This window comes from Olsenella absiana, from assembly GCF_036408855.1.
Taxonomy (GTDB): domain Bacteria; phylum Actinomycetota; class Coriobacteriia; order Coriobacteriales; family Atopobiaceae; genus Olsenella_K; species Olsenella_K absiana.
Genome location: NZ_JAZGJQ010000008.1, coordinates 22408 through 44354 on the forward strand (window position 1 = coordinate 22408; position 21947 = coordinate 44354).

Annotated in this window: 35 protein-coding genes; all 35 read right to left on the reverse strand. The window is 65.9% G+C overall.

Features of this window, described 5'->3' with window-relative positions; genetic code table 11:
• Positions 1 to 152 precede the first annotated feature (152 nt).
• The 35 genes from VXJ25_RS07230 to rplC all read right to left on the reverse strand — a co-directional run bounded on the left by VXJ25_RS07230 (position 153) and on the right by rplC (position 21852).
• Positions 153 to 899, reverse strand: coding sequence for an energy-coupling factor transporter transmembrane component T family protein (locus tag VXJ25_RS07230; protein WP_330958541.1), 747 nt, complete (start codon positions 897 to 899; stop codon positions 153 to 155).
• The gene (locus VXJ25_RS07235) at positions 892 to 2673 is read right to left on the reverse strand and encodes an ABC transporter ATP-binding protein (protein ID WP_330958542.1); all 1782 of its coding nucleotides are present in this window, start codon (positions 2671 to 2673) and stop codon (positions 892 to 894) included. The genes VXJ25_RS07230 and VXJ25_RS07235 overlap by 8 nt, the downstream gene beginning before the upstream one ends.
• Before the next feature lie 122 nt (positions 2674 to 2795).
• Positions 2796 to 3371, reverse strand: coding sequence for a hypothetical protein (locus VXJ25_RS07240; protein ID WP_330958543.1), 576 nt, complete (start codon positions 3369 to 3371; stop codon positions 2796 to 2798).
• Positions 3372 to 3781: 410 nt separating this feature from the next.
• Positions 3782 to 4861 carry a glycosyltransferase family 2 protein gene (locus VXJ25_RS07245; protein WP_330958544.1) on the reverse strand — a complete coding sequence of 360 codons (1080 nt, stop codon included), beginning with the start codon at positions 4859 to 4861 and terminating at the stop codon, positions 3782 to 3784.
• 188 nt (positions 4862 to 5049) lie between these two features.
• A complete protein-coding gene (gene truA, locus VXJ25_RS07250; RefSeq protein WP_330958545.1) occupies positions 5050 to 5958 on the reverse strand; it encodes a tRNA pseudouridine(38-40) synthase TruA in 909 nt (302 codons plus the stop codon).
• Between the two features lie 112 nt (positions 5959 to 6070).
• On the reverse strand, positions 6071 to 6547 hold the full coding sequence (rplQ, locus tag VXJ25_RS07255) for a 50S ribosomal protein L17 (protein ID WP_330958546.1): 477 nt from the start codon (positions 6545 to 6547) through the stop codon (positions 6071 to 6073).
• 36 nt (positions 6548 to 6583) lie between these two features.
• Positions 6584 to 7525, reverse strand: coding sequence for a DNA-directed RNA polymerase subunit alpha (locus VXJ25_RS07260; protein ID WP_330958547.1), 942 nt, complete (start codon positions 7523 to 7525; stop codon positions 6584 to 6586).
• Between the two features lie 23 nt (positions 7526 to 7548).
• Entirely contained in the window at positions 7549 to 8142 is a 594-nt protein-coding gene (gene rpsD, locus VXJ25_RS07265) for a 30S ribosomal protein S4 (RefSeq protein WP_330958548.1), read from the reverse strand.
• An 18-nt stretch (positions 8143 to 8160) separates the two neighbouring features.
• On the reverse strand, positions 8161 to 8562 hold the full coding sequence (rpsK, locus tag VXJ25_RS07270; RefSeq protein WP_330958549.1) for a 30S ribosomal protein S11: 402 nt from the start codon (positions 8560 to 8562) through the stop codon (positions 8161 to 8163).
• Between the two features lie 11 nt (positions 8563 to 8573).
• On the reverse strand, positions 8574 to 8945 hold the full coding sequence (gene rpsM / locus VXJ25_RS07275; RefSeq protein ID WP_330958550.1) for a 30S ribosomal protein S13: 372 nt from the start codon (positions 8943 to 8945) through the stop codon (positions 8574 to 8576).
• A gap of 15 nt (positions 8946 to 8960) precedes the next feature.
• On the reverse strand, positions 8961 to 9074 hold the full coding sequence (rpmJ, locus tag VXJ25_RS07280) for a 50S ribosomal protein L36 (protein ID WP_013252436.1): 114 nt from the start codon (positions 9072 to 9074) through the stop codon (positions 8961 to 8963).
• Between the two features lie 79 nt (positions 9075 to 9153).
• Positions 9154 to 9372 (reverse strand): translation initiation factor IF-1, encoded by a 219-nt coding sequence (gene infA, locus VXJ25_RS07285; protein WP_330958551.1) that lies wholly within the window; start codon positions 9370 to 9372, stop codon positions 9154 to 9156.
• Between the two features lie 118 nt (positions 9373 to 9490).
• On the reverse strand, positions 9491 to 10282 hold the full coding sequence (map, locus tag VXJ25_RS07290; RefSeq protein ID WP_330958552.1) for a type I methionyl aminopeptidase: 792 nt from the start codon (positions 10280 to 10282) through the stop codon (positions 9491 to 9493).
• Positions 10279 to 10908 carry an adenylate kinase gene (locus tag VXJ25_RS07295; protein WP_330958553.1) on the reverse strand — a complete coding sequence of 210 codons (630 nt, stop codon included), beginning with the start codon at positions 10906 to 10908 and terminating at the stop codon, positions 10279 to 10281. Before VXJ25_RS07295 ends, map begins: the two co-directional genes overlap by 4 nt.
• 201 nt (positions 10909 to 11109) lie before the next feature.
• A complete protein-coding gene (secY, locus tag VXJ25_RS07300) occupies positions 11110 to 12396 on the reverse strand; it encodes a preprotein translocase subunit SecY (RefSeq protein ID WP_330958554.1) in 1287 nt (428 codons plus the stop codon).
• Positions 12390 to 12839 carry a 50S ribosomal protein L15 gene (rplO, locus tag VXJ25_RS07305; protein WP_330958555.1) on the reverse strand — a complete coding sequence of 150 codons (450 nt, stop codon included), beginning with the start codon at positions 12837 to 12839 and terminating at the stop codon, positions 12390 to 12392. Before rplO ends, secY begins: the two co-directional genes overlap by 7 nt.
• Before the next feature lie 12 nt (positions 12840 to 12851).
• Positions 12852 to 13043: a 50S ribosomal protein L30 gene (gene rpmD, locus VXJ25_RS07310; protein WP_330958556.1), complete on the reverse strand. Its 192-nt coding sequence runs from the start codon at positions 13041 to 13043 to the stop codon at positions 12852 to 12854.
• A gap of 3 nt (positions 13044 to 13046) precedes the next feature.
• A complete protein-coding gene (gene rpsE / locus VXJ25_RS07315) occupies positions 13047 to 13571 on the reverse strand; it encodes a 30S ribosomal protein S5 (protein WP_330958557.1) in 525 nt (174 codons plus the stop codon).
• Between the two features lie 10 nt (positions 13572 to 13581).
• The gene (rplR, locus tag VXJ25_RS07320; protein ID WP_330958558.1) at positions 13582 to 13950 is read right to left on the reverse strand and encodes a 50S ribosomal protein L18; all 369 of its coding nucleotides are present in this window, start codon (positions 13948 to 13950) and stop codon (positions 13582 to 13584) included.
• 58 nt (positions 13951 to 14008) lie between these two features.
• Complete coding sequence (rplF, locus tag VXJ25_RS07325; protein WP_330958559.1) at positions 14009 to 14593, reverse strand: 50S ribosomal protein L6; 585 nt, start codon at positions 14591 to 14593, stop codon at positions 14009 to 14011.
• A gap of 29 nt (positions 14594 to 14622) precedes the next feature.
• On the reverse strand, positions 14623 to 15021 hold the full coding sequence (rpsH, locus tag VXJ25_RS07330; protein ID WP_330958560.1) for a 30S ribosomal protein S8: 399 nt from the start codon (positions 15019 to 15021) through the stop codon (positions 14623 to 14625).
• A gap of 89 nt (positions 15022 to 15110) precedes the next feature.
• A complete protein-coding gene (locus VXJ25_RS07335; protein ID WP_032110525.1) occupies positions 15111 to 15296 on the reverse strand; it encodes a type Z 30S ribosomal protein S14 in 186 nt (61 codons plus the stop codon).
• Positions 15297 to 15357: 61 nt separating this feature from the next.
• Positions 15358 to 15918, reverse strand: a complete 561-nt coding sequence (gene rplE / locus VXJ25_RS07340) for a 50S ribosomal protein L5 (RefSeq protein ID WP_330958561.1) — start codon at positions 15916 to 15918, stop codon at positions 15358 to 15360.
• 279 nt (positions 15919 to 16197) lie between these two features.
• The gene (rplX, locus tag VXJ25_RS07345; RefSeq protein WP_330958562.1) at positions 16198 to 16515 is read right to left on the reverse strand and encodes a 50S ribosomal protein L24; all 318 of its coding nucleotides are present in this window, start codon (positions 16513 to 16515) and stop codon (positions 16198 to 16200) included.
• Positions 16516 to 16529: 14 nt separating this feature from the next.
• Entirely contained in the window at positions 16530 to 16898 is a 369-nt protein-coding gene (gene rplN / locus VXJ25_RS07350; protein WP_330958563.1) for a 50S ribosomal protein L14, read from the reverse strand.
• Between the two features lie 75 nt (positions 16899 to 16973).
• Positions 16974 to 17240 carry a 30S ribosomal protein S17 gene (gene rpsQ / locus VXJ25_RS07355; RefSeq protein ID WP_330958564.1) on the reverse strand — a complete coding sequence of 89 codons (267 nt, stop codon included), beginning with the start codon at positions 17238 to 17240 and terminating at the stop codon, positions 16974 to 16976.
• 13 nt (positions 17241 to 17253) lie between these two features.
• Positions 17254 to 17463 carry a 50S ribosomal protein L29 gene (gene rpmC / locus VXJ25_RS07360; protein ID WP_330958565.1) on the reverse strand — a complete coding sequence of 70 codons (210 nt, stop codon included), beginning with the start codon at positions 17461 to 17463 and terminating at the stop codon, positions 17254 to 17256.
• A 6-nt stretch (positions 17464 to 17469) separates the two neighbouring features.
• On the reverse strand, positions 17470 to 17895 hold the full coding sequence (gene rplP / locus VXJ25_RS07365) for a 50S ribosomal protein L16 (RefSeq protein WP_330958566.1): 426 nt from the start codon (positions 17893 to 17895) through the stop codon (positions 17470 to 17472).
• Complete coding sequence (gene rpsC / locus VXJ25_RS07370) at positions 17895 to 18608, reverse strand: 30S ribosomal protein S3 (protein WP_330958567.1); 714 nt, start codon at positions 18606 to 18608, stop codon at positions 17895 to 17897. Before rpsC ends, rplP begins: the two co-directional genes overlap by 1 nt.
• Before the next feature lie 7 nt (positions 18609 to 18615).
• Positions 18616 to 18984 carry a 50S ribosomal protein L22 gene (rplV, locus tag VXJ25_RS07375; protein WP_330958568.1) on the reverse strand — a complete coding sequence of 123 codons (369 nt, stop codon included), beginning with the start codon at positions 18982 to 18984 and terminating at the stop codon, positions 18616 to 18618.
• A gap of 15 nt (positions 18985 to 18999) precedes the next feature.
• Positions 19000 to 19260 (reverse strand): 30S ribosomal protein S19, encoded by a 261-nt coding sequence (rpsS, locus tag VXJ25_RS07380; protein ID WP_330958569.1) that lies wholly within the window; start codon positions 19258 to 19260, stop codon positions 19000 to 19002.
• 29 nt (positions 19261 to 19289) lie between these two features.
• Positions 19290 to 20126, reverse strand: coding sequence for a 50S ribosomal protein L2 (gene rplB / locus VXJ25_RS07385; RefSeq protein ID WP_330958570.1), 837 nt, complete (start codon positions 20124 to 20126; stop codon positions 19290 to 19292).
• Positions 20127 to 20265: 139 nt separating this feature from the next.
• A complete protein-coding gene (gene rplW, locus VXJ25_RS07390) occupies positions 20266 to 20568 on the reverse strand; it encodes a 50S ribosomal protein L23 (protein WP_330958571.1) in 303 nt (100 codons plus the stop codon).
• Positions 20568 to 21194: a 50S ribosomal protein L4 gene (rplD, locus tag VXJ25_RS07395; protein ID WP_330958572.1), complete on the reverse strand. Its 627-nt coding sequence runs from the start codon at positions 21192 to 21194 to the stop codon at positions 20568 to 20570. Before rplD ends, rplW begins: the two co-directional genes overlap by 1 nt.
• A 37-nt stretch (positions 21195 to 21231) precedes the next feature.
• A complete protein-coding gene (gene rplC / locus VXJ25_RS07400; protein WP_330958573.1) occupies positions 21232 to 21852 on the reverse strand; it encodes a 50S ribosomal protein L3 in 621 nt (206 codons plus the stop codon).
• Positions 21853 to 21947 lie beyond the last annotated feature (95 nt).

Consider the following 21947-nt stretch of genomic DNA (forward strand, 5'->3'; position numbering starts at 1 on the left):
TCGGCCTCGCCCCCGCGGGCGCAGCCGAGAAGGACGTGCAAGACGGGAGCCGCCCCGGGCCGAGCTGGCCCGGGGCGGCTCCTTCTTCGTCGCGGTGGGCGCCGGCCTCCCTCGCGGCGGCGCGCCCTTGTCGACAGGGGTCCCGAGGGCGCCTAGAGGGCTGCCCCGAGCACGACGAGCGCGCAGGCCAGCGCCACGCACGCCCAGTCGGCGGCCTTGAGGGGGTAGCGCCGGTAACTGCTCTCGCGCGTCCTCAGGTAGAAGCCGCGCTGCTCGGCCGCGAGCGCCGTCGCGTCCGTCTTGCCCACGGAGCTCACCAGCAGCGGGATGCACAGCGGCAGCATCAGCCGCAGCTTGCGGAAGGGGTTCTTGGTGTCGTACTCGACGCCACGGGCCGTCTGCGCCTCCATGATCGCGTTCATCTCCTGCCCGAAGACGGGCACGAAGCGCAGGGCCGTGGTGAAGGTGAAGGCGTAGCGGTATGGGACGTGCAGGACCTCCACACAGGCGTTAGCCAGGTCGTTCAGGCGCGTCACAGTGAGCACGAGGATCAGCGGCAGGGCTACGCCGAGAAGGCGCAGGCACGCCTTGCCTCCCGAGGTCAGTCCGTCCGTCGTCATCCACAGGAGCACGTGATCGCCCCCGGTGACGAAGGCACACTGCAGGGCGAGCATCACCGCGGCGACCGGCAGGAGCACCTTGAGGATCGAGCGCAGCCTGTCCGAGACGTGCGCGTAGGCCCCGAGCGCGAGCGTCAGGACGAGAAGTGCCACGAGGACGGCCCAGGTCCTGGCGAGGAAGGTCGCCAGGATGATGCCGGCCGCGAGCGCAAGCTTGGCCACCGGGTTCAGCCGGTGGAGGAGGGTGTCGCCCTCCACGTAGTCGATGACCCTAACCATTGCGCACCATCTCCCCTATCGCGTCGACGAGGTCCCCCACCTGCGTCCGCCCTCCGAGCCGGGCGTCGACGTCGGCGGCGAGCGCGGCGGAGAGCCGCGCCACCTCCGGCGCCCTCAGGCTCGCCCGGGCGAGCAGGTCCCCTTGGGCGAAGACCTCGTCCGTTGGCCCGCGCCCCACGACCCGGCCGTCGGCCATCACGAGGACGCGCTCGGCGAAGTCCGAGACGACCTCCATGTCGTGGCAGACCATCACGACGGCGCAGCCCCTCTCGGCCAGCTCGCGGACGGTGTCCATCACCGTCATGCACTCGCGGTAGTCGAGGCCCGCGGTCGGCTCGTCGAGCAGGACGACGCGCGGTTCCATCACCACGACGGAGGCGAGGGCCACCATCTGCCGCTGCCCGCGGGAGAGCACGAAGGGCGACTCGTCCGCCGGAAGCCCGAAGCGCTCCACGACCCTCCCCGCCCTGGCCAAGGCCTCCTCGCGCGCGACCCCGTGCAGCTCGGGGCCGAAGGCGACCTCGTCGATCACCGTGTTCTTGCAGAGCTGGCGGTCGGGGTTCTGGAAGAGCGTGGAGACCTCCCGGGCGAGGGTCGAGATCGGCGTCGTTCGGGTGTCCATGCCCGCCATCAGGACGCGTCCTGCAGCCGGGCGCAGAAGGCCGTTCAGAAGCTTGGTCAGGGTCGTCTTGCCGGCGCCGTTCTGCCCGATCACCCCGACGAGCTCGCCGGGGTAGACGCTCATGTCCACGCCGCTCACCCCGTCGCCGGTGCCCGCATAGGAGAAGCCCACCCCCTCCAGGCGGACCACGGGCTCCGCCCCCTCGGCGTGGGGACGGCTCGCTGGCACGTGGGGCGAGCGGCCGGGCGCCGGCCGCAGCCCCGAGGCTGCGGACGCACCGCCCGGCTTTTTGGGCGCGAGGAGCGCGGCCACGGCGTCGTGCGCCTCGGCGACGGTGAGGCTCGGCGGGGTTCCGGGCGCAAGCAGGCCCTTCTCGACCAGGGAGTTCGTCACGCGTGCGACGCGCGGGCTGTCGACGCCCATGGCGCGCAGCTCGGCGGCATGGGCGAAGACCTCGCGCGGGGCGCCGTCAAGCTCGACTCTGCCGCCAGACATCACGACCACGCGGTCGCAGTGCTCGGCGAGCAGGGCGACCTTCTGCTCGATCACGACGACGGCGATCCCCTCGCGCTCGCGGACGCGTCGCAGCGTCTCGAAGACGAGCTCGGAGCTCGCGGGGTCGAGGGCGGCCGTGGGCTCGTCCAGCACGAGCGCGCGCGGGCGCAGCGCCAGGATGGCCGCGATCGCGACCTTCTGCTTCTGGCCGCCGGAGAGCGTCGAGATCTCTCGGTGCCTGAGGGCGGCCGCGCCCACGGTCGAGAGGGCCTCCTCCACCCGGCCGGGGATCTCGTCGTGCGGCACGCCGAAGTTCTCGAGCCCGAAGAGCATCTCGTCCTCGACGACGGAGGACACCATCTGCGCGTCGATGTCCTGCAGAACGCTGCCGACGACGCGCGAGATGTCCGTGAGGCTCGACTCGCAGGTGTCGCGTCCGCAGACCAGCGTGGCGCCGTAGAGTTCGCCGGAGAAGTGGTGCGGGATGGCCCCGGACATGGCGGCGGCAAGGGTGGACTTGCCGGCGCCCGAGGGGCCGACGACGCCCACGAACTCGCCCGCGCCCACGCCGAGCGTCACGTGCTCGAGCGACGGGGCGGGCGCGCCGGCATAGGTGAAGCTCACGTCGCGCATCTGGATGATCGGATCTTGCTGCAAGGTCGTGCTCCTCGAATCGTTGTCGTGCAGTGAGGCCCGGCGAGTCGCCCCTCGCCGGACCCGGTCGGGCTCCGCCAGCCCGGCATGCGCCGGGCCGGCGGCGGGGGTCTCCCCTCCCGGCGCTAGGCGCGGTGCAGGACCTTGGACAGCGGTACCACGAGCGCCTGGACGACGATGGCGTTGAAGACCGCGGTGCCGAGGACGATGGGGACCTTCACCAGGGCGGTGGCGACGGCGGCCCCCATCACGACCGTGCCGAGCACGGCGAACAGGGTGCCCGAGACCAGCGTGGCGACGAAGGCCGCGACCAGCGGCGCTGCGGCCGCGCGCCTTCCTTCCCTCGTCATCAGCCTCACGACGCCGTACATGGCGAGGGAGCCCGCGAGCTCGGTCGCGAAGTTGAGACCGGGGATCGAGGTGGAGAGCTGGATCACCGCCGCGGAGAGGAGGCCGAAGAGGGCGGCCTGGCTCGCCCTGGCGTCGGTCAGCAGGATCGCGATCGCGTAGGCGGAGATGATGAACTGCGGCTTGATGCCGATGGTCGCCAGCGCGTTGCCGACCGTCATGTTCAGGATGGTTCCGGCGGCGAGAAGGACCGCCAGCAGCACCAGGGAGGAGACGTCGAGGATACCGTGCTGCCTCGCCCCCTCGGAGACAGTGCGGGCGGAGGCGACGGATGCGGTGGTCTTCTCGGTCATGGTCTTTGCCTTCCTCTTGGATTCGGGCGCTGGCCCGAGGACGTTGGCGGGGGAGTGGGATCCGGGACGCACAAAAAAGAGGCCCCCGGTCTCCCGGGGGCCTCCCTGCGCCCCTTCTACGTGGCGCACGAGCCTCACAGTCGACCGACAGCAAGGACGGGGCGCCACCACCAGCTCAGGTTGGAACGAACGTCGCTCATGCCGGCCATGGTGCACCTCCTCGTCTGGGTCGTCTCGTGCGTTGCCGGGCACTATACGCCGCACCCCGTGGACGCGCAAGCCAGATCCGTGAGATAAACCCGCCCGACCCCGGCTCGTAACATGCCCGAAAAGCGCGGACGGCGAGGCCCGTCGCCGCTCCGGCCGTCCCGGCCCGCACCGCCGGCCGGCCCCACCTGCGCAGCCAGCCCCTACCGGTTGGCCTTGAGGGTCGCGAACATCCGCGCGTCGTGGTCCTTCACGAAGGAGATGAACCTGCCCTCGTGATAGGCGAGCCGCGCGTTCTTGGTCTTGATGGGGTTCAGCATGGTCCGCATCATGAGGGTGCGCGGTCGCGCGAGCCTGACGGCGAGCTGGGCGCGCTCGCTGGTGATCATCTGCTCGATCAGGCGGAGCTTCTCGTCCGTCGGGTAGGTGCACTCGGGGTTGCAGACGTTCTCGATGCAGCCGACCAGGCGCTCGATGTAGCGCCTCTGCACGACCTCCATGCTCGCCGGGTCGCCGTCGAGGCCCCAGTGGTGGTAGAGATCGAGCATCCAGCCGTGCTCCTCCTCGCGCTTCTCGTACATGTCGGGACGCCAGCGGCTCGTCTCGGACTCGCTGCGCTGACGGATGAAGTGGTAGTAGGGGCGCTCGATCACGCCGACACGCTCGACGTCGCGGATGTAGTCGAGCACGAAGGGGAAGTCGTCCCAGAAGGTGTCCCTGAAGCGGAGGCCGATCCGCTCTATGCGCTCGCGGAGGAAGAGCTTATTCCATGGCGGATAGAGCAGGTTCTGGTCGAAGAGCTGCCAGGCGGCGGCACGGAACTCCTGCTGCGTCTCGAAGACGGCCGACGGGCGGCTTTTCACCTCCGAGGTGTGCTGTCCCTCAGCTCCGTAGTAGGTGTCGATGTAGAACCCGGCGACGACGAGCTCCAGGCTCTCGCGCTCGGCGAGGGCGACCATGTCCTCGAGCATGGTCTCCTCCGCCCAGTCGTCTGCGTCCATGAAGTAGACGTACTTGCCGCGCGCGTGCGCAAGCGCGAGGTTGCGCGCCGCAGGGGCCCCGCCGTTGTCCGTGTGGAAGTCAACGATGCGCAGGTCGTGCCGGGTGCACTGACGGATGACATCGCCCGTGCGGTCCGTGGACCCGTCGTCGACCACGAGAAGCTCGAAGTCCGTGAGCGTCTGGCGTTGGAGCGACTCGATGGCCCTGCGCACGTACCCCTCGACGTTGTACGCAGGGATGACGACGGAAACCATGGGATAGCACTTGTCACCTAGCGGCATTCACTACCTGTTTCGATATGGGCTCGGCTCAATGACAAGAAACAATCTACCAGCACCCTCCGGGGCGCATGCCGAAAGGCCCTGCGCCCCGTGCGAATTCAAACGAAGCACAAATCGGCGGCCACAGGACGCCCATCCGGCGGTACGGGCCGCGCCCGGTCCCTGGGCCCTCTCGCCGCAAACCCGGCCTACCACAGCCGCTCGAGCGCTCCCGCCGGGTACGACACCCCCTCGAGCACGAGCCCCGCGGCGGGCGCCGTCGGCCCGGCCGCGCTCCTCTTGCGCGCCTCGAGGGCCGCCTCCAACCACCGGGCGTCGCGGTGCCCGCGCCCCACCTCCACCAGCGAGCCCACGATGATCCTGACCATGTTGTGCAGGAAGGCGTTGCCGGCCACGTCCACGCACACGAGCGGCTCGCCCGCCTCGACGACCCGGCAGACCTCCACCGAGCTCAGGAAGCGCGAGGTCGAGCGACCGGCCTCCACCATGAGCGCAGCCGAGGAGGCCTTGCAGAAGCTCCTGAAGTCGTGCTCGCCCACCAGCGCCCGCGCTGCCTCGCCCATGGCGTCCGCGTCGAGCTCCCCGCGGAACCACCAGCTGTGGTCCCAGGCGAGTACGGGCCGTGCGTTGCCCGTCGCGATCCTGTAGCGGTAGCGACGCTCGAGCGCGTCGAAGCGGGCCGAGAAGCCCGCGCGAGCCGTGAGGACCCCGCGCACGGAGACGTCGCCGGGCGTGAGCGCCATGAGGGTCCGGGCGATCCTGCGCCCCTCGCGCCCCTCGAGCTCGCCTGCGGCGAGGGGCACGGACACGAACTGCCCGAGCGCGGAGACGCCCGCGTCCGTCCGGCCCGCGCACTCCATCTCAACCTGGCGGTGCAGGAGCGTCTCGAGCGCGCGCCTGAGTTCTCCCGCGACGGTCCTCTCCGCAGGCTGCTCGGCGAAGCCGGAGAAGCCCGCGCCACGATAGCCGACCTCGACCACGAGGGTGGACGCGGCGGCCGCCCCGCCCACGGTTGGGACCTGTCGCACTGGCTGCGGCCCCAGGCGTACGAGGGGCCTCGTGAGGTCCTCCGTACTGCTCGCTGCTGTCTGGCCCACGACACTCCCCTTTCTGGCCTCAGGCGGCCTCTCTGCCCCTCAGAGCCTATCGCAAAGTAACGAAAAGGGGCCCCGATGCTCTCGGGGCCCCTCAAGGTGCTTGTGGAGCGCGCTACTCGGCCGCCGGCTCGGTGGCCTCTGCCTCGGGCTCGGCCTCGGTCTCAGCCTCAGCGGGAGCCTCGACCGGCTCGACCTTGGAGACGGTGGCGGTCTTCTTGGGCGCCACGGCCTCGGTCACGAGCTCGATGATGACGACCTCGGCGTTGTCGCCCTTGCGAGGACCGAGCTTCATGATGCGGGTGTAGCCGCCGTTGCGGTCCGCCCACATGCCCTGGGCGGCCTTCTCGAAGACCTCGCGGACGATCTCCTTGTCGCCGACCTTCGCGATCGCGAGACGGCGGGAGGCGATGTCGCCCTTCTTCGCCCAGGTGATGACGCGGTCGACGTCGCCGCGGATGGCCTTGGCGCGCGGCTCGAGGGTCTTGATGCGGTCGTTGGCGAGCAGGGCAGCGACGAGGCTCTTCTTCATTGCCTTGGTATGGCTGGCATCGGTGCCGAGCTTCATGCCCCTCTTCTTGTTGTGCCTCATGGTCTAGTTGCTCCTAACAAAATCTAACGGCGTGTCCTAGGCCTTGAGGCCAAGGCCCATGGCCTCGAGCTTGTCCTTGACTTCCTCGATGGACTTGACGCCAAAGTTACGAATGTTCAGAAGGTCGTTCTCAGAGAACTCGACGAGCTGGCGCACGGAGTGGATGCCGGCGCGCTTGAGGCAGTTGTAGGAGCGGACGGAGAGGTCCAGGTCCTCTATCTGCTTGTCAAGCTCGGTGTTGTCCTCCTCGGTGCCCGTGGCGAAGATCGAGGCGTCCTCGACCGGCTCGTCCTCGTCAGCCAGGCCCATGAACGCGGTCATGTGCTGGTTGATGATGTTGGCTGCCTCGACCACGGCATCGCGCGGGGAGATGGAGCCGTTGGTCTCCACCTCGAGGACGAGACGGTCGTAGTCGGTGTGCTGCCCAACGCGGCAGGGCTCGACGACCTTGGCGCACCTGACGACCGGCGAGTAGAGCGAGTCGACGTCGATGAGGCCGATGGGGTCACCCTCGCGCTCGTTCCTGTCGCCGGAGACGTAGCCGCGGCCGGTCCCGATGCGCATCTGCATGGTGAGGTGGGCCCCCTCGCCGAGCGTGCAGACGAGGTGCTCGGGGTTCACGAGCTCGAACTCCGCCGGGATGACGAAGTCCCCGCCGGTGACCTTCGCAGGCCCGTCGATGTTGATGGTCGCGACGGCCTCGTCGCCCGTGCCCATGTCACGGAAGACGAGCCCCTTCACGTTGAGAACAATGTCGGTGACGTCCTCGTAGACGCCAGGGACGGTGGTGAACTCATGCTGAACGCCGTCAATCTGGATGGCCTGGACGGCAGCACCCTCGAGGGAGGAGAGCAACACGCGTCGCAGCGAGTTACCCAGCGTGTCGCCATAGCCGCGCTCGAGGGGCTCGGCAGTGACGCGCGCCAGGTTGTCGCTGATCTCTTCCACCGACACCTCAGGTCGGATGAATTCGGACATGTATACCTCCAACCAGGTATCTGCTACTTGGAGTACAGGTTGACGATGAGCTGCGCGTCGATGTCCAGGTCGATCTGGTCGCGCGTCGGGAGCTGCAGGACGGTGCCCTGGAGCTTCTCGAGGTCAACCTCGAGCCAGGAGGGGACAGCCATGTGCTCGGTGGCGATCAGCGCCTCCTTGATGGGGAGGAGGTCCTTGAACTTGGGGGCCACGGCGACGACGTCGCCGGCCTTCACCTGATAGGAGGGGATGTCCACGCGACGGCCGTTGACGGTGATGTGGCCGTGGCGGACGGTCTGGCGAGCCTCCTTGCGGGTGCGGGCGAAGCCGAGGCGGAAGACCACGTTGTCGAGGCGGGACTCGAGGATGGTCATCAGGTTGTCGCCCGTGATGCCCTCGACGCGGAGCGCCTTGTCGTAGTACGCGCGGAACTGCTTCTCCAGCACGCCGTAGATGAACTTGGCCTTCTGCTTCTCGCGCAGCTGCAGGCCGTACTCGCTCTCCTGGCGGCGACGGCGCTTGGGCTGGCGCTTGGATTCCTTATTGATGCCCATAACCACGGGGTCGATGCCGAGCTGGCGGCACCTCTTGAGGACAGGGGTCCTATCTACTGCCATTGCTTCTGTCCTTCCTTACTACACGCGACGGCGCTTCATCGGGCGGCAGCCGTTGTGCGCAATCGGGGTCTTGTCCTGGATGCCGGAAACCTCGAGGCCGGCGGCCTGGAGGGAGCGGATTGCGGTCTCGCGGCCGGAGCCGGGGCCCTTGACGAAGACCTGGACCTTGTGGAGGCCGTGCTCCATGGCAGCCTTGGCGCACGCCTCGGCGGCCACCTGGGCCGCGAACGGCGTGGACTTGCGGGAGCCCTTGAAGCCCACGGTGCCGCCGGACTGCCAGGCGATGACGTTACCCTGCGGGTCGGTGATGGAGATGATCGTGTTGTTGAACGTGCTCTTGATGTGAGCCTGGCCCACGGCGATGTTCTTGCGCTCTGCGCGGCGCACGTGCTGGGTGCGCTGGTTCTTCTTCTGAGGCATGCTCTACTCCCTTACGCCTTCTTCTTTGCACCGATCTGACGCTTCTTGCCCTTGCGGGTGCGAGCGTTGGTGTGGGTGCGCTGGCCGTGGACAGGGAGGCCCTTGCGGTGACGAAGGCCGCGGTAGCAGCCGATCTCCATCAGGCGGGCGGTGTTCTGACGCACCTCGCGGCGAAGGTCGCCCTCGGTGGTGTAGTTCGCGTCGATGAAGTCACGAATCTTCGTGACCTCCTCCTCGGTGAGGTCCTTGACGCGGGTGGCAGGGTCGACGCCGGTGCCGGCGCAGATCTTCTTGGCCCTGGCGGGTCCGATGCCATAAAGGTAAGTAAGGCCAACCTCAGTACGCTTGTCGTTCGGGAGGTCGACGCCATTGATACGTGCCAACTTCGAGCTCCTCTCTTAACCCTGACGCTGCTTGTGGCGCGGGTTTTCGCAGATGACGTAAACCTTGCCGTGGCGACGGATGATCTTGCACTTGTCGCACATCTTCTTGACAGAAGGACGTACCTTCATCGTTCTTCCTTCCTACAGTGCTTATACGATCTATATACTCGCGCAGCCGCTCGCGTTGTTTCCAAGTATGATTCCGGCACTACTTGTAGCGATAGGTGATCCGGCCCTTGGTGAGGTCGTAGGGCGACATCTCGACGACGACCTTGTCGCCCGGCAGGATCCTGATGTAGTTCATCCGGATCTTGCCCGAGATGGTGCACATGATGACCTTGCCGTTCTCGAGCTCGACGTTGAACATGGCATTGGGGAGGGGCTCTACGACCTTGCCCTCAAGCTCAATTGCGTCCTGTTTGCTCACGCTGGACACCTTTCCTACCTATTGACAGCAACTGTATATCCTACATAAACGACAGGATGAAGTCCACGTTGCATCGTTTCAACACAACGTGGACTTCCTCTTGGAGCTGGCCTAACGCCTACTCCTGACCGCCTTCCATGGCGCACCAAGCCCCACCGTCATCCGCCGTGAGAACGACGGGGCCGTCCTTGGTGATGCCGATGGTGTTCTCGTAGTGGGCCGCGGGCAGGCCGTCGGCCGTCTGCACGGTCCAGCCGTTGCTCAGGACGCGCGTTTGGTACGTCCCGAGCGTGATCATCGGCTCGATCGCGATGACCATCCCGGCCTGCAGCCTCACTCCCCTCCCCCGCTTTCCATAGTTGGGGACGGCGGGGTCCTCCTGCATCCTGTGGCCGACGCCGTGCCCCACGTAATCGCGAACGACCCCATATCCGTTGCGCTCGGCCAGCGTCTGCACGGCGAAGCCTATGTCACCGACGTGGTTGCCGGGCACGGCCTGCTCTATGCCAGCCTTGAGGCAGTCCCGCGTGACCTCGCAGAGCGCGCGGATCTCGTCGGAGACCTCTCCCACGAGGAAGGTCCAGGCGTTGTCGCCCGCCCAGCCGCCCTTGTTGGCACCGGTGTCTATGGAGACGATGTCTCCGCTCTTGAGGATGGTGTCCGGCGAGGGGATGCCGTGTACGACCTGCTCGTTCACAGAGGCGCAGACGCTGGCCGGGAACCCGCCGAAGCCCTTGAACCCAGGGGTGGCCCCGTGGAGCCTGATGAAGCTCTCCACCACGCGGTCGATCTCCTGCGTGCTTACGCCCGGCCGACACATCGAGCCGGCGCGCCTCAGCGCTGACTTCGAGAGGGTTCCGGCCGAGGCGCGGTACCCCTCCATCTCCTCTGCCGTCTTGATGTGGATCATGAAAGGTGGAGCTCCCTCTTGACGTCGGCGTAGACCTCGTCGACCGGGCGGTCTCCGTCGACCTTCAGGAGCTTGTCTTGCCCACCGTAGTACTCGATGAGCGGTGCCGTCTGGCTCTGGTAGGTGTCGAGGCGATGCTGAATCGTCTCCGGCTTGTCATCGTCGCGTTGGTACATCTCGCCTCCGCAGCGCGGGCACTTCTCGGTGCCGGCGGGCGCAGTGTAGCCGCAGCTCCTGCAGGTCCTGCGCGAGGAGAGCCTCTTCACGATCACGTCGGAGGCGACGTCGATCAGAAGCGCCCCGTCGAGCTCGATGCCGGCGCTCGAGAGCTCGGAGTCGAGGCTCACGGCCTGAGCGGTGTTTCGCGGGAAGCCGTCGAGGATGAAGCCGCGCTTGGCGTCGTCCTCCTCGAGCCTCTCCTTGACCAGGTCGATAACGAGCTTGTCCGGCACGAGGGCGCCGGCGTCCATGTACTCCTTGGCCTGCTTTCCGAGCTTTGTCCCCGCCTTGACCGCCGCGCGCAGCAGGTCGCCAGTCGAGATGTGCGCCACGCCGTAGTCACGGACGAGCATCTGGGCCTGCGTCCCCTTGCCAGCGCCAGGGGCGCCGAGAAGAACGATATTCATGTGTTTTCCTTTCCGTCCCGCATCATGCAAAGTGCCGTCCATCAAGTGTACTCGTCTTATGTTGCGAGACGGCCGCCTGGGAGGTAGATGGGGCCCTGGGGCCGCCCGCGTGCGCCCGCGCGGCGCCCCACAAGAGAAGGAGGGCGGGAGCCTGAGGCCCCCGCCCTCCTGAATCCGTCTTTCAGCGACGACTACGATCGACTACTTGAAGAAGCCCTCGTAGTTATGCATCTTGAGCTGGCTCTCGAGCGAAGCGAGCGTGTCGAGCGCGACTCCGACCATGATCAGGATCGACGTGCCGCCGAACGCCTGGATCAGCGAGTTCGACGTGAACGCGAAGACGATCGACGGAACCACCGCGACGATGGCCATGAAGACGGCGCCTGGGAGTGTGATGTGGCTTATCACGTTCTTGATGTAGTCCGCAGTCGCCTGACCGGGTCTCACGCCCGGGATGAAGCCGCCGGACTTGCGAAGCTGGTCCGCGGTCTGCTCCGGGTTGAACACCATGGAGGTGTAGAAGTACGCGAAGAAGACGATCAGCAGGACCGAGAGGATCCAGTTGATCCAGCCGGTCGAGATCGCATTCGCGAAGGCCTGCATCCAGTGAACGTTGGGGAAGAAGACCGCGATCTGCGCGGGGAGGTACAGTATGGCCGACGCGAAGATGATCGGCACGACTCCAGCCGTGTTCACCTTGATCGGGAGGTACGTGGACTGTCCCCCCATGATCCTGCGCCCGACCACGCGCTTGGCGTACTGCACCGGAATCCTGCGCTGGCCGCGCTCCACATAGACGATGAGCGGGATGGCCACCAGAATCACCAGCAGCGTCACGATCGTGAGGATCGGTCCGTTGGCTGAGTTCTGCACGGAGCCGATGAGCGCCGTCGGAAGGCCGGCCATGATGTTCGCGAAGATGATCAGTGACATGCCGTTGCCGATGCCGCGCTGGGTGATGACCTCGCCGAGCCACATGATGATGATCGCGCCTGTCAGGAGCGTCCCTACGATGATGACGTCCTCGACGGCCTCGGGGAACCCGATCTGGGAGAAGTCCAGCCCGTACTGGCTGCTCTTGAAGAGGAAGAGGTAGCCGACCGCGTTGAGCAGCGCGAGCGCGACCGTGAGGTAGCGCGTGTACTGCGTTATCTTACGCTGGCCGGCCTCTCCCTCCTGCGCGAGCTCGGAGAGCGAGGGTATCACCGCCTGGAGCATCTGCAGGATGATCTGGGCGGTGATGTAGGGCATGATGCCCAGGGCAAACACCGACATGCGCGACAGGGCGCCACCCGAGAAGAGGTTGAGCACCGCGATCGCACCGCTGCCGCTCGCCGCCTGATTGTATGCGCTCAGCATGCCGGTGACCGGAATCCCGGGCACGGGCAGGTAGGCACCGAAGCGGTAGATCAGCAGGATGGCGATGGTGAGAACGATCTTCTCCCGAAGCTCCTTGGCGCGGAATGCGTTGGTGATTGCCTTTAGCACGCGGGCTCTACCTTCCCTCCGGCGGCCTCGATCTTGGCCTTGGCAGAGGCGGACACCTTGTCGACCTTGACGGTCAGCTTCTTGGTGATCTCGCCGTCACCGAGGACCTTGACGGGGACGTAGTCGTGCTTGATGACGCCCTTGGCGAGAAGGGACTCGGCGTCCACGGTCTCGCCATCATTGTAGAGGAGCTCGAGGCGCGAGACGTTGACGGGAGCGTACTCGACGCGATTGTGGTTCTTGAAGCCGGGGAGCTTGGGGAGGCGCATCGCGAGCGGCGTCTGGCCGCCCTCGAAGCCCGCACCCTTGCCGCCGCCGGAGCGGGAGAGCTGGCCCTTGGAGCCGCGGCCCGCGGTCGTGCCATAGCCGGAGCCGTTGCCGCGACCGACGCGCTTGCGAGACTTCCTGGAGCCCTCCGCGGGACGAAGATCATTGAGCTGCATTTGGGTGACTCCTTAGTTTTCCGTGACCTCGACAAGGTGCTTGACCTTGAAGATCATTCCACGAACGCTCGGATTGTCGGGCAGCACCGAAGTGTCGCCGATCTTGCGGAGACCCATGGCGAAGCAGGTCCTGGTCTGGTCCTTCTTGACCTGGGTGACAGCGCTGCGCACCAGCTTGACGGTGAGCGTCTTCTCGTCTGCCATGGATTAGTCCTCCTTCTTGCTGCCGAACATCTGGCCCACGGTCATGCCGCGGCGCTCGGCGGTCTCCTCGGGGCTGGAGAGCTCCTTCAGGCCCTCGGCGGCAGCCTTGATGATGTTCAGGGCGTTGTCGGTGCCGAGGGACTTCGAGATGACGTTCTTGATGCCGGCCAGCTCGAAGAGCGGGCGGACGGGGCCGCCGGCGATGACGCCGGTACCCTCGATGGCGGGCCTGATCATGACGCGGCCAGCACCGTAGTGCCCCTCGACCTTGTGGGGGATGGTGCCGGACTCGGTGACGGGCACCTTGAACATGTTCTTCTTGGCGTCGTCGACGGCCTTCTGGATGGCCAGGGGCACCTCGGCGGACTTGCCCATGCCGATGCCCACGTTGCCCTTGCCGTCGCCGACGGCCACGAGGGCGAGCAGCGACATGCGGCGGCCACCCTTGACCGTCTTGGAGACGCGGTGGATGTAGACGACGCGCTCCTGAAGATCGGAGTCCTCCTGGCGCTTACGATCACGTGGCATGTGATTCCTCCTAGAACTTCAGGCCCGCGTTACGGGCACCGTCTGCGAGAGCCTGGATGCGGCCGTGGTACAGGAAGCCAGAGCGGTCGAAGACGACCTCGGTGACGCCCTTCTCCTGAGCACGCTCGGCGACGAGCTTGCCGACGAACTCCGCGGCCTCCTTGTTGGAGCCGAGCTTGCCGGTCTCGCGGAACTCGGGGCTCAGGGTGGAGGCGGAGCAGATGGTCTCGTGCGTGTCGTCGTTGATCACCTGGGCGTAGATGTTTGCGTTGGTGCGGTGAACGGTGAGGCGCGGGCGCTGCTCGGTGCCGTGCATCTTGGCACGGACGCGACGCGCACGGCGCTTCTGGCCCGCCAGCTTAGCCTGGTTCTTGTTCATTCCTTCTCCTTACGTGTGCCACCACCTGACGGGGTGATGGTCTTGCTTGGCCCTTAGGCTACTTGGCGGCCTTGCCGAGCTTCCTGCGGATGTGCTCGCCCTCGTAGTGGATGCCCTTGCCCTTGTACGGCTCGGGCGGACGCTTAGCCCGGATCTCGGCGGCAACCTGGCCGACCTGCTCCTTGGAGATGCCCTGCACGGTGATGTGGGTGTTGTCGGGCACCACGAAGCTGATGTTCTCGGGAGCCTTGTAGATGACCTCGTGCGAGTAGCCGAGCGAGAGGTCGAGATCCTTGCCCTTGAGGGCGGCGCGGTAGCCGACGCCGGTGAGCTCGAGCTTCTTCTCGAAGCCCTTGTCCACGCCGGTCACCATGTTGTGGAGCACGGTGCGCGTGGTGCCCTGCTGGGCGTTGGAGGCCTTGTAGGCCTTAGTGCGCTTGTACTGCTCGTCCGTCATATCCTCGCAGCCCTCGGCGCGCGGGATGACGACCAGGATCTCGTCGCCCTCGCGCTGGAGCTCGATGAGGTCGGAGAAGGTGCGCTTGAGCTCGCCCTTCCCACCCTTGACGGTGACGGTGGTGCCGTCGATAGTCACGTCGACCCCGGCGGGGACGGTGACAGGCTGCTTGCCAATACGAGACATGTGTCTCCTCCTATCTTTCCCTACCGGACTTACCAGACGTAGCAGATGACCTCGCCGCCGATGCCGAGCTTGCGGGCGTCGCGGTCGCACATCATGCCCTTGGAGGTAGAGATGACGGCGGTGCCGAGGCCGCCGAGAACACGCGGCAGGTCCTCAGCCTTGGAATAGATGCGAAGGCCGGGCTTAGAGACGCGCTTGATGCCGCGGATAACCTTGGTGTGCTTGGGACCATACTTCAGCGTGATGTGGAGGGTCTTCTGGGGCTCGGTGTCCTCGACGCTGTAGCCCTCGAGGTACCCCTCCTCCGTGATGATCCGCGCGACCTCCACGAGGACCTTGCTGGACGGCATGGAGACCTGGTCCTTCTTCGCGGTGTTGCCGTTGCGGATACGCGTCAGCATGTCTGCAATGGGATCGGTAACCTTCATAGATCCTTCTCCTTAGTTAGTGATGAAACTGCGCGAACGGTTCGTGCGCCCCCATGGGACGTACGCCTCCTCGCGAGGGCCCCTGGGTCCTACCAGCTCGCCTTGCGGACGCCAGGAAGCTCGCCCTTGCTCGCCAGCTCGCGGAAGCAGACGCGGCACAGGCCGAACTTGCGATAGACGGAGTGGGGACGCCCACAACGCTGGCAGCGGTTCTGCTTGCGCGTCGAGAACTTCGGCTCGCGGTTCGCCTTGACGATCATCGAAGTCTTAGCCACAAATCCTCCTTCAGGAAGAGGCCCCGACCTCCTGCCGGGGCAACCTTACTAACTCCTACCTCTACTCCTGCTTGAACGGGAAGTGGAAGGCCTCGAGAAGCGCCCTTCCCTCCTCGTCCGTGGGAGCGGTGGTAACGATGGTGATGTCCATGCCGCGCGTGTGGTCGATCTTGTCGAAGTCGATCTCCGGGAAGATAAGCTGCTCGGTAACGCCCATGGAGTAGTTGCCACGGCCGTCAAAGCTCTTGGCGGACAGGCCGCGGAAGTCGCGGATGCGCGGGATGGCGATGGCGATCAGACGATCGAGGAACTCCCACATGCGGTCGCCGCGAAGGGTGACCTTGGCGCCGATGGCCTGTCCCTGGCGCAGGTGGAAGGTCGCGATGGACTTGCGGGCGTGGGTGACGAGCGGCTGCTGGCCGGTGATGGCGCGCAGGTCGGCGACGGCGCCCTCGATGGCCTTGCTGTCCGTGGCGGCCTCGCCGACGCCCATGTTGACGACAATCTTCTCGATCTTCGGGATCATCATCACGTTGGCGTAGTTGTACTTCTTCTGGAGCTGGTCGCGGACCTCGTCGTAGTACTTGGTCTTCAGACGCGGGACGTACTTCTCCTCTGCCATGTTCACTCCTTCGATCATGGTGGACTTATGCGCGGGGATCACCTCGCGCCTCCTGGGTTGGCGCCCCAGGAGCCATTACGACGTCACGCGACAGACTAATCCCGCCTAGTGACGCAAGTTCAAATCATAGTGTTTCCGGCGCCCGGGCGCCAGTCGCCCGTCTTGACAAGGTGCTCTTCGCAATATCCCCACGTTTAGGATCTGGCTCGCGGGTCTCCTCGCTATACGAAAAGGGCCTCCCCCCGAGAGGAGAGGCCCTTCCTTTTGCTGTCCTGGCTGCTAGAACCTGGCGCCGCACTTCTTGCAAACGCGAACGGGGTCACCGTTGTCATCGTGCTCGTGGCCGACGCGGGTCGGCTTGCCGCAGGAGGGGCAGACGAGCATGACGTTGGACACGTCGATCGCCGCCTCCTTCTGGACGATGCCGCCCTGCTGGTTCTGCTGGGTCGGGCGCTGGGCCTTCTTGACGATGGCCACGCCCTCGACGACGACCTTGCCCTCCTGGGGCAGGGCGCGCAGGACGGTGCCCTGCTTGCCCTTGTCCTTGCCGGAGATGACCTGGACCTTGTCGCCCTTCTTGACACTCATCTTAGGCATTCGTCCACGCCTCCTTACAGCGTCTCGGGTGCGAGCGAGACGATCTTCATGTACCTGCGGTCGCGCAGCTCGCGTGCCACGGGCCCGAAGATACGGGTGCCCTTGGGCTCGCCCTCCTTGTCGACCAGGACGCAGGCGTTCTGATCGAAGCGGATGTAGCTGCCGTCCTTGCGGCGGGTCTCCTTGACAGTGCGAACGACGACGCAGCGGACGACGTCACCCTTCTTCACGGAGCCACCGGGGGTCGCCTCCTGCACGGCGCACATGACCACGTCGCCGAGACCGGCATAGCGGCGCTTGGAGCCACCAAGGACCTTGATGCACTTCACACGCTTCGCGCCGCTGTTGTCAGCGACGTTGAGCATGGTCTCCATCTGAATCATTGCGAATCCTCCGAACCTAATCCCTGGAAGAGTCGCACCTTGTAGAGGTGCTCTCTCGGGAGCGGGTGTTTTCTACTACTTTGCGCGCTCCACGATCTCCACGACTCTCCAGCACTTGGTCTTGGAGAGGGGACGGGTCTCCATGACGCGAACGGTGTCGCCGAGGCCGCACTCGTTCTTCTCGTCGTGGCAATGGAGCTTCTTGTGCAGGGTCATCATCTTGCCGTACCTGGGGTGGTGCTTGCGGTAGGTGATCTGCACGGTGACCGTCTTGTCGCCGGAGCGAGAGATGACGACGCCGGTGCGGACCTTGCGTGCGTTCCTGTTATCGGTTTCAGCCATTACTCTCTCCTACTTACTCGGCGGACTTGCTCTGGGCGATCTCGCGCGCGCGGATCTCGGTGAGGACGCGGGCGATGTCGCGCTTGACGAGCTTCACGCGCGAGGTGTTGTCCAGCTGGCTGGTGGCCATCTGGAAGCGCAGGTTGAAGAGCTCTGCGCGGCCATCCTCGAGCTTCTTGGCGAGCTCCTCATCGGAGAGCTCACGGATATCCTTGTACTTCATCTTTGACTATTCCTCCCCAGCCTGGTCGGCGCGGCTGACGATCTTGGTCTTGATCGGGAGCTTGTGCTGCGCGAGACGGAGGGCTTCCTTGGCGGTAGCCTCATCGATGTCAGCGATCTCGAACATGATGCGGCCCGGCTTGACGACGGCCACCCAGTCCTCAGGGTTGCCCTTGCCGGAGCCCATGCGGGTCTCCGCCGGCTTCTTGGTGATGGGCTTGTCGGGGAAAATCGTGATCCAGATCTTGCCGCCACGCTTCATCTCACGCGTGATGGCGATACGAGCGGCCTCGATCTGGCGGTTGGTGATCCAGTGGGCCTCCTCGGCGCGCAGGCCCCACTGACCGAAGTGGAGCTCGGTGTTGCCCTTGGCGTGACCCTTCATGGAACCGCGCTGCACCTTGCGGTGGAGCACTCGCTTAGGAGCTAGCATTAGCGGGCCCTCCTCTCATTGCGACCACGGCGAGGACGCGAAGAGCCCTCGAGCTCGGGCTTGGGAGCGGCCTGGCCGGGCAGCTTCTCGCCGAGGTAAATCCAAACCTTGATTCCGACGGCACCCATGCTCGTGCGAGCGGTGGCCTCGCCGAAGCCGATGCGGGCGCGCAGGGTGTGCAGGGGCACGCGGCCCTCGCGGTACCACTCGCGGCGACCCATCTCGGCGCCGTTCAGCCGGCCGGAGCACTGGATGCGGATGCCCTTGGCGCCGGCCTTGCGGGCGCTCTGGACGGCCTTGCGCATGGCGCGGCGGAAGGCGACGCGGCCCTCGAGCTGCTCGGCCATCGACTGGGCGACGAGGGAGGCGTCGAGCTCGGGGCGCTTGACCTCGATGACGTCGACGTTGACCTCGCCCTTGTTGACCTTCGCGACCTTCTCGAGCTCGGAGCGCAGGGCGTCGATCTCGGCGCCCTTCTTGCCGATGACGATGCCCGGGCGCGCGGTGTAGATGGTGACCTTCACCTTGTCGCCGGCGCGCTCGATGTCGACGCGGGAGAGCGCGGCACGCGCGAGGCGCTTCTGCAGGAACTCGCGGATGGCGAGGTCGTTGCCGAGGGTCTCGGCGTAGTTCTTCTTATCGGCGTACCAACGGGAACGCCACTCCTCGGTGATGCCGAGGCGGAAGCCGGTAGGCTGAACCTTCTGTCCCATGCTTTCCCTACGCCTCCTTTCCAGGAGCGACGACGACGGTGATGTGGCTCGTGCGCTTGTTGATGCGCGACGCGGAGCCCTTGGCGCGCGGGCGGAAGCGCTTGAGCGTGGGGCCCTCGTCGACGTAGGCGGCCTTCACGTAGAGCGTGTCGCGACGCAGGCCGTTGTTGTTCTCGGCGTTGGCCATCGCGGAGCGCAGGCACTTGGCCACGGGCTCGGCAGCGGCGACCTCGGAGAACTGCAGGATCTCGAGGGCCTTGTCGCAGGACTTGTTGCGAATCTGATCGACGACCAGGCGGGCCTTGCGCGGGGCGACGCGGACGAACTTCGCGACGGCCCTCACCTCGACGGCGCCGGTTTCGGTGTTGTTAGCCATTTACTCCCTAACCCCCTAATTGGCCTTGTGGCCACGGAACGTGCGCGTGGGGGCGAACTCGCCCAGCTTGTGACCGACCATGGACTCGGTGATGTAGACGGGCACGTGCTTGCGGCCGTCGTGAACGGCGATGGTGTGGCCGACCATCTCGGGGAAGATGGTGGACGAACGCGACCAGGTCTTGATGACCTGCTTGTTGCCGGACTCGTTCATGGCAGTGACACGCGCGAGGAGACGAGTCTCTACGAACGGGCCCTTCTTGAGGCTTCTGCTCATTCTTTCCTACTCCTACTACTCGTGTTGGGCTACTTGGACTTACGGCGACGGATGATGAGGCGGTTGGAGGCCTTCTTGGGATCGCGCGTCTTGTAGCCCTTCGTCGGCTTGCCCCACGGGGTGACGGAGGGACGGCCGGACGTGTGGTTCTTGCCCTCGCCGCCGCCGTGCGGGTGGTCGACGGGGTTCATGACCGTACCACGGACCGTCGGGCGGACGCCTGCCCAGCGCTTGCGGCCGGCCTTGCCTACGACGATGTTGCCGTGGTCGGCGTTGCCGACGACGCCGACGGTGGCGCGGCAGGTGAGCAGCACGCGGCGCAGCTCGGAGGAGGGCATGCGCAGGATGGCGTAGTTGCCGTCCTTGCCCATGAGCTGCACGGAGGTGCCGGCCGAGCGGGCCATCGCGGCGCCCTTGCCGGGCTGGAACTCGACGGCGTGGACGAGCGTGCCGACAGGGATCTCGGAGAGCGGCATGCAGTTGCCGGGCTTGATGTCGACGCCGGAGGTGCCGGAGACGACCATGTCGCCCACGTGCAGGCCCTGCGGGGCCAGGATGTAGGCCTTGGCGCCGTCGACGTAGTGGAGCAGCGCGATGCGGGCGGAGCGGTTCGGGTCGTACTCGATCGTCGCGACCTTGGCCGGCACGTCGTCCTTGCGGCGCTTGAAGTCGATGACGCGGTACATGCGCTTGTGGCCGCCGCCCTGGTGACGGGTGGTGATGCGACCGTTGTTGTTGCGGCCGCCCTTCTTGCGGAGCGGCTCGAGAAGAGACTTCTCGGGCTTGGTGGCCGTGATCTCCTCGAAGTCGGAGACCGTCTGCCAACGCCTACCGGCGCTGGTCGGCTTGAGGTGCTTGACTGCCATTGACTCTTTTCCCTTCTTGTCCGTTGGCCGACCCGCTCAGGGAATCGGTGGGTCGACACCGGATTACCACGGAGCCGCGCGTATCCATACCTTGCGCGGCAAGAGACCCGCCCCCTCTCGCGAGGGGACGGGAGGTTACCTACTCAGCGGCCTGCTGGTCGTTGGCGAAGATCTCGATCGACTCGCCCTCCTTGAGGGTGACGATGGCCTTCTTCCACTGGCGGGTCTTGCCCTGCTGCATGCGCACGCGCTTGTTCTTGGGCTTGACGTTGACCGTGTTGACCTTGACCACGTGGACGCCGAAGATCTTCTCCACGGCGTCACGAATCTCCTCCTTGGGTGCAGTGCGGGCAACCTCGAAGGTGTACTTGCCCTGCTCCATGAGGTCATAGGAGCGCTCGGAGACGACCGGGCGGATGATCACGTTGTAGACGGAGTTCATTATGCGAGCACCTCCTCGAGCTGCTTGGCAATGTCGACCGTCATGACCAGGGCCTTGTTGTCGACAAGGATGCGGGTGTTGACCTCGGTGACGCCGAAGACCTCGGCACCGGGGATGTTGCGGAAGGAGAGGTAGGTCTCCACGTCGTCGTCGGGGACGACGATGGTGACGCGCTTGCCCTCCAGGCCGAGCGCCTTGAGGACGGAGACGGCCTTCTTGGTGCTGGGCTCCTCGAAGGTGAGGGAGTCGAGCAGGACGAGCTCGGAGTCGGCCAGCTTGCCGGAGAGCGCGGAGCGCATGGCGAGCTTCTTCTCCTTGTTGTTGGCACGCTTCTCGTGGCCGTGGGGCGTGGGCCCGAAGACGACGCCGCCGCCGGTGAACTGCGGCGCACGGATGGTGCCCTGACGGGCACGGCCGGTACCCTTCTGGCGGAACGGCTTGACGCCGCCGCCGGAGACGGCGGAGCGGTTCTTGGTCGAGTGGGTGCCCTGGCGCAGGCTGGACTCGTAGGCCACGACGACCTGGTGCATCACGGGGATGTTCGGCTCGATGCCGAAGACGCCGTCGGCGAGCTCGACCTCGGCGGCCTTGCCCCCCTCAACGTTCTTTACTTCTACCTTGGACATGTGTCCTCCTTGTTAGCCTAAAGGTTTGCGTGTGGCTTTAGGCCATGCGGACCTGGACGAGAGCGTTCTTGCCGCCGGGGACAGCGCCCTTGACGAGCATGAGGTTCTGCTCAGCATCGATGCTGACGAGCTTGAGGTTCTTGACGGTGACGCGGGCGTCGCCCATGTGACCGGCCATGTGCAGGCCCTTGCGGACTCGCGCCGGGTAGGCGCACTGGCCGATGGAACCCGGCTCGCGCTGGTTGCGGGAGCCGTGGGCCATGGGGCCACGGGAGAAGTTCCAGCGCTTGATGGTGCCCTGGAAGCCCTTGCCCTTGGATACGCCGATGACGTCGACGCTCTTGACGTCGGCGAAATCGGAGACGGTGACCTTGTCGCCGCACTTGAAGTCCTCGCCGTTCTCGACGCGGACCTCGCGGAGGTAGCGCATCGGCTCGACGCCGGCCTTGTTGAAGTGCCCGGCCATGGGCTTGTTGACGCGCTTCGCCTTGATGTCGCCAAAGCCGATCTGGACGGCGTCGTAGCCGTCGGTCGCCTTGGTCTTCACCTGCGACACCGTGCAGGGGCCTGCCTGGATGACGGTGACGGGTACGACGTTGTCGTCTTCGTCCCACACCTGAGTCATCCCGATCTTGCGGCCAAGAATCGTGCTGACCATGCTCGTTCCTTACCCTCGGTGGTCATGGGACCCAAGGGCGCCCTCGCGCCTTCCCCAGCGGACCACATCTTGTAGTCGCGCGCAGCCGAGACATG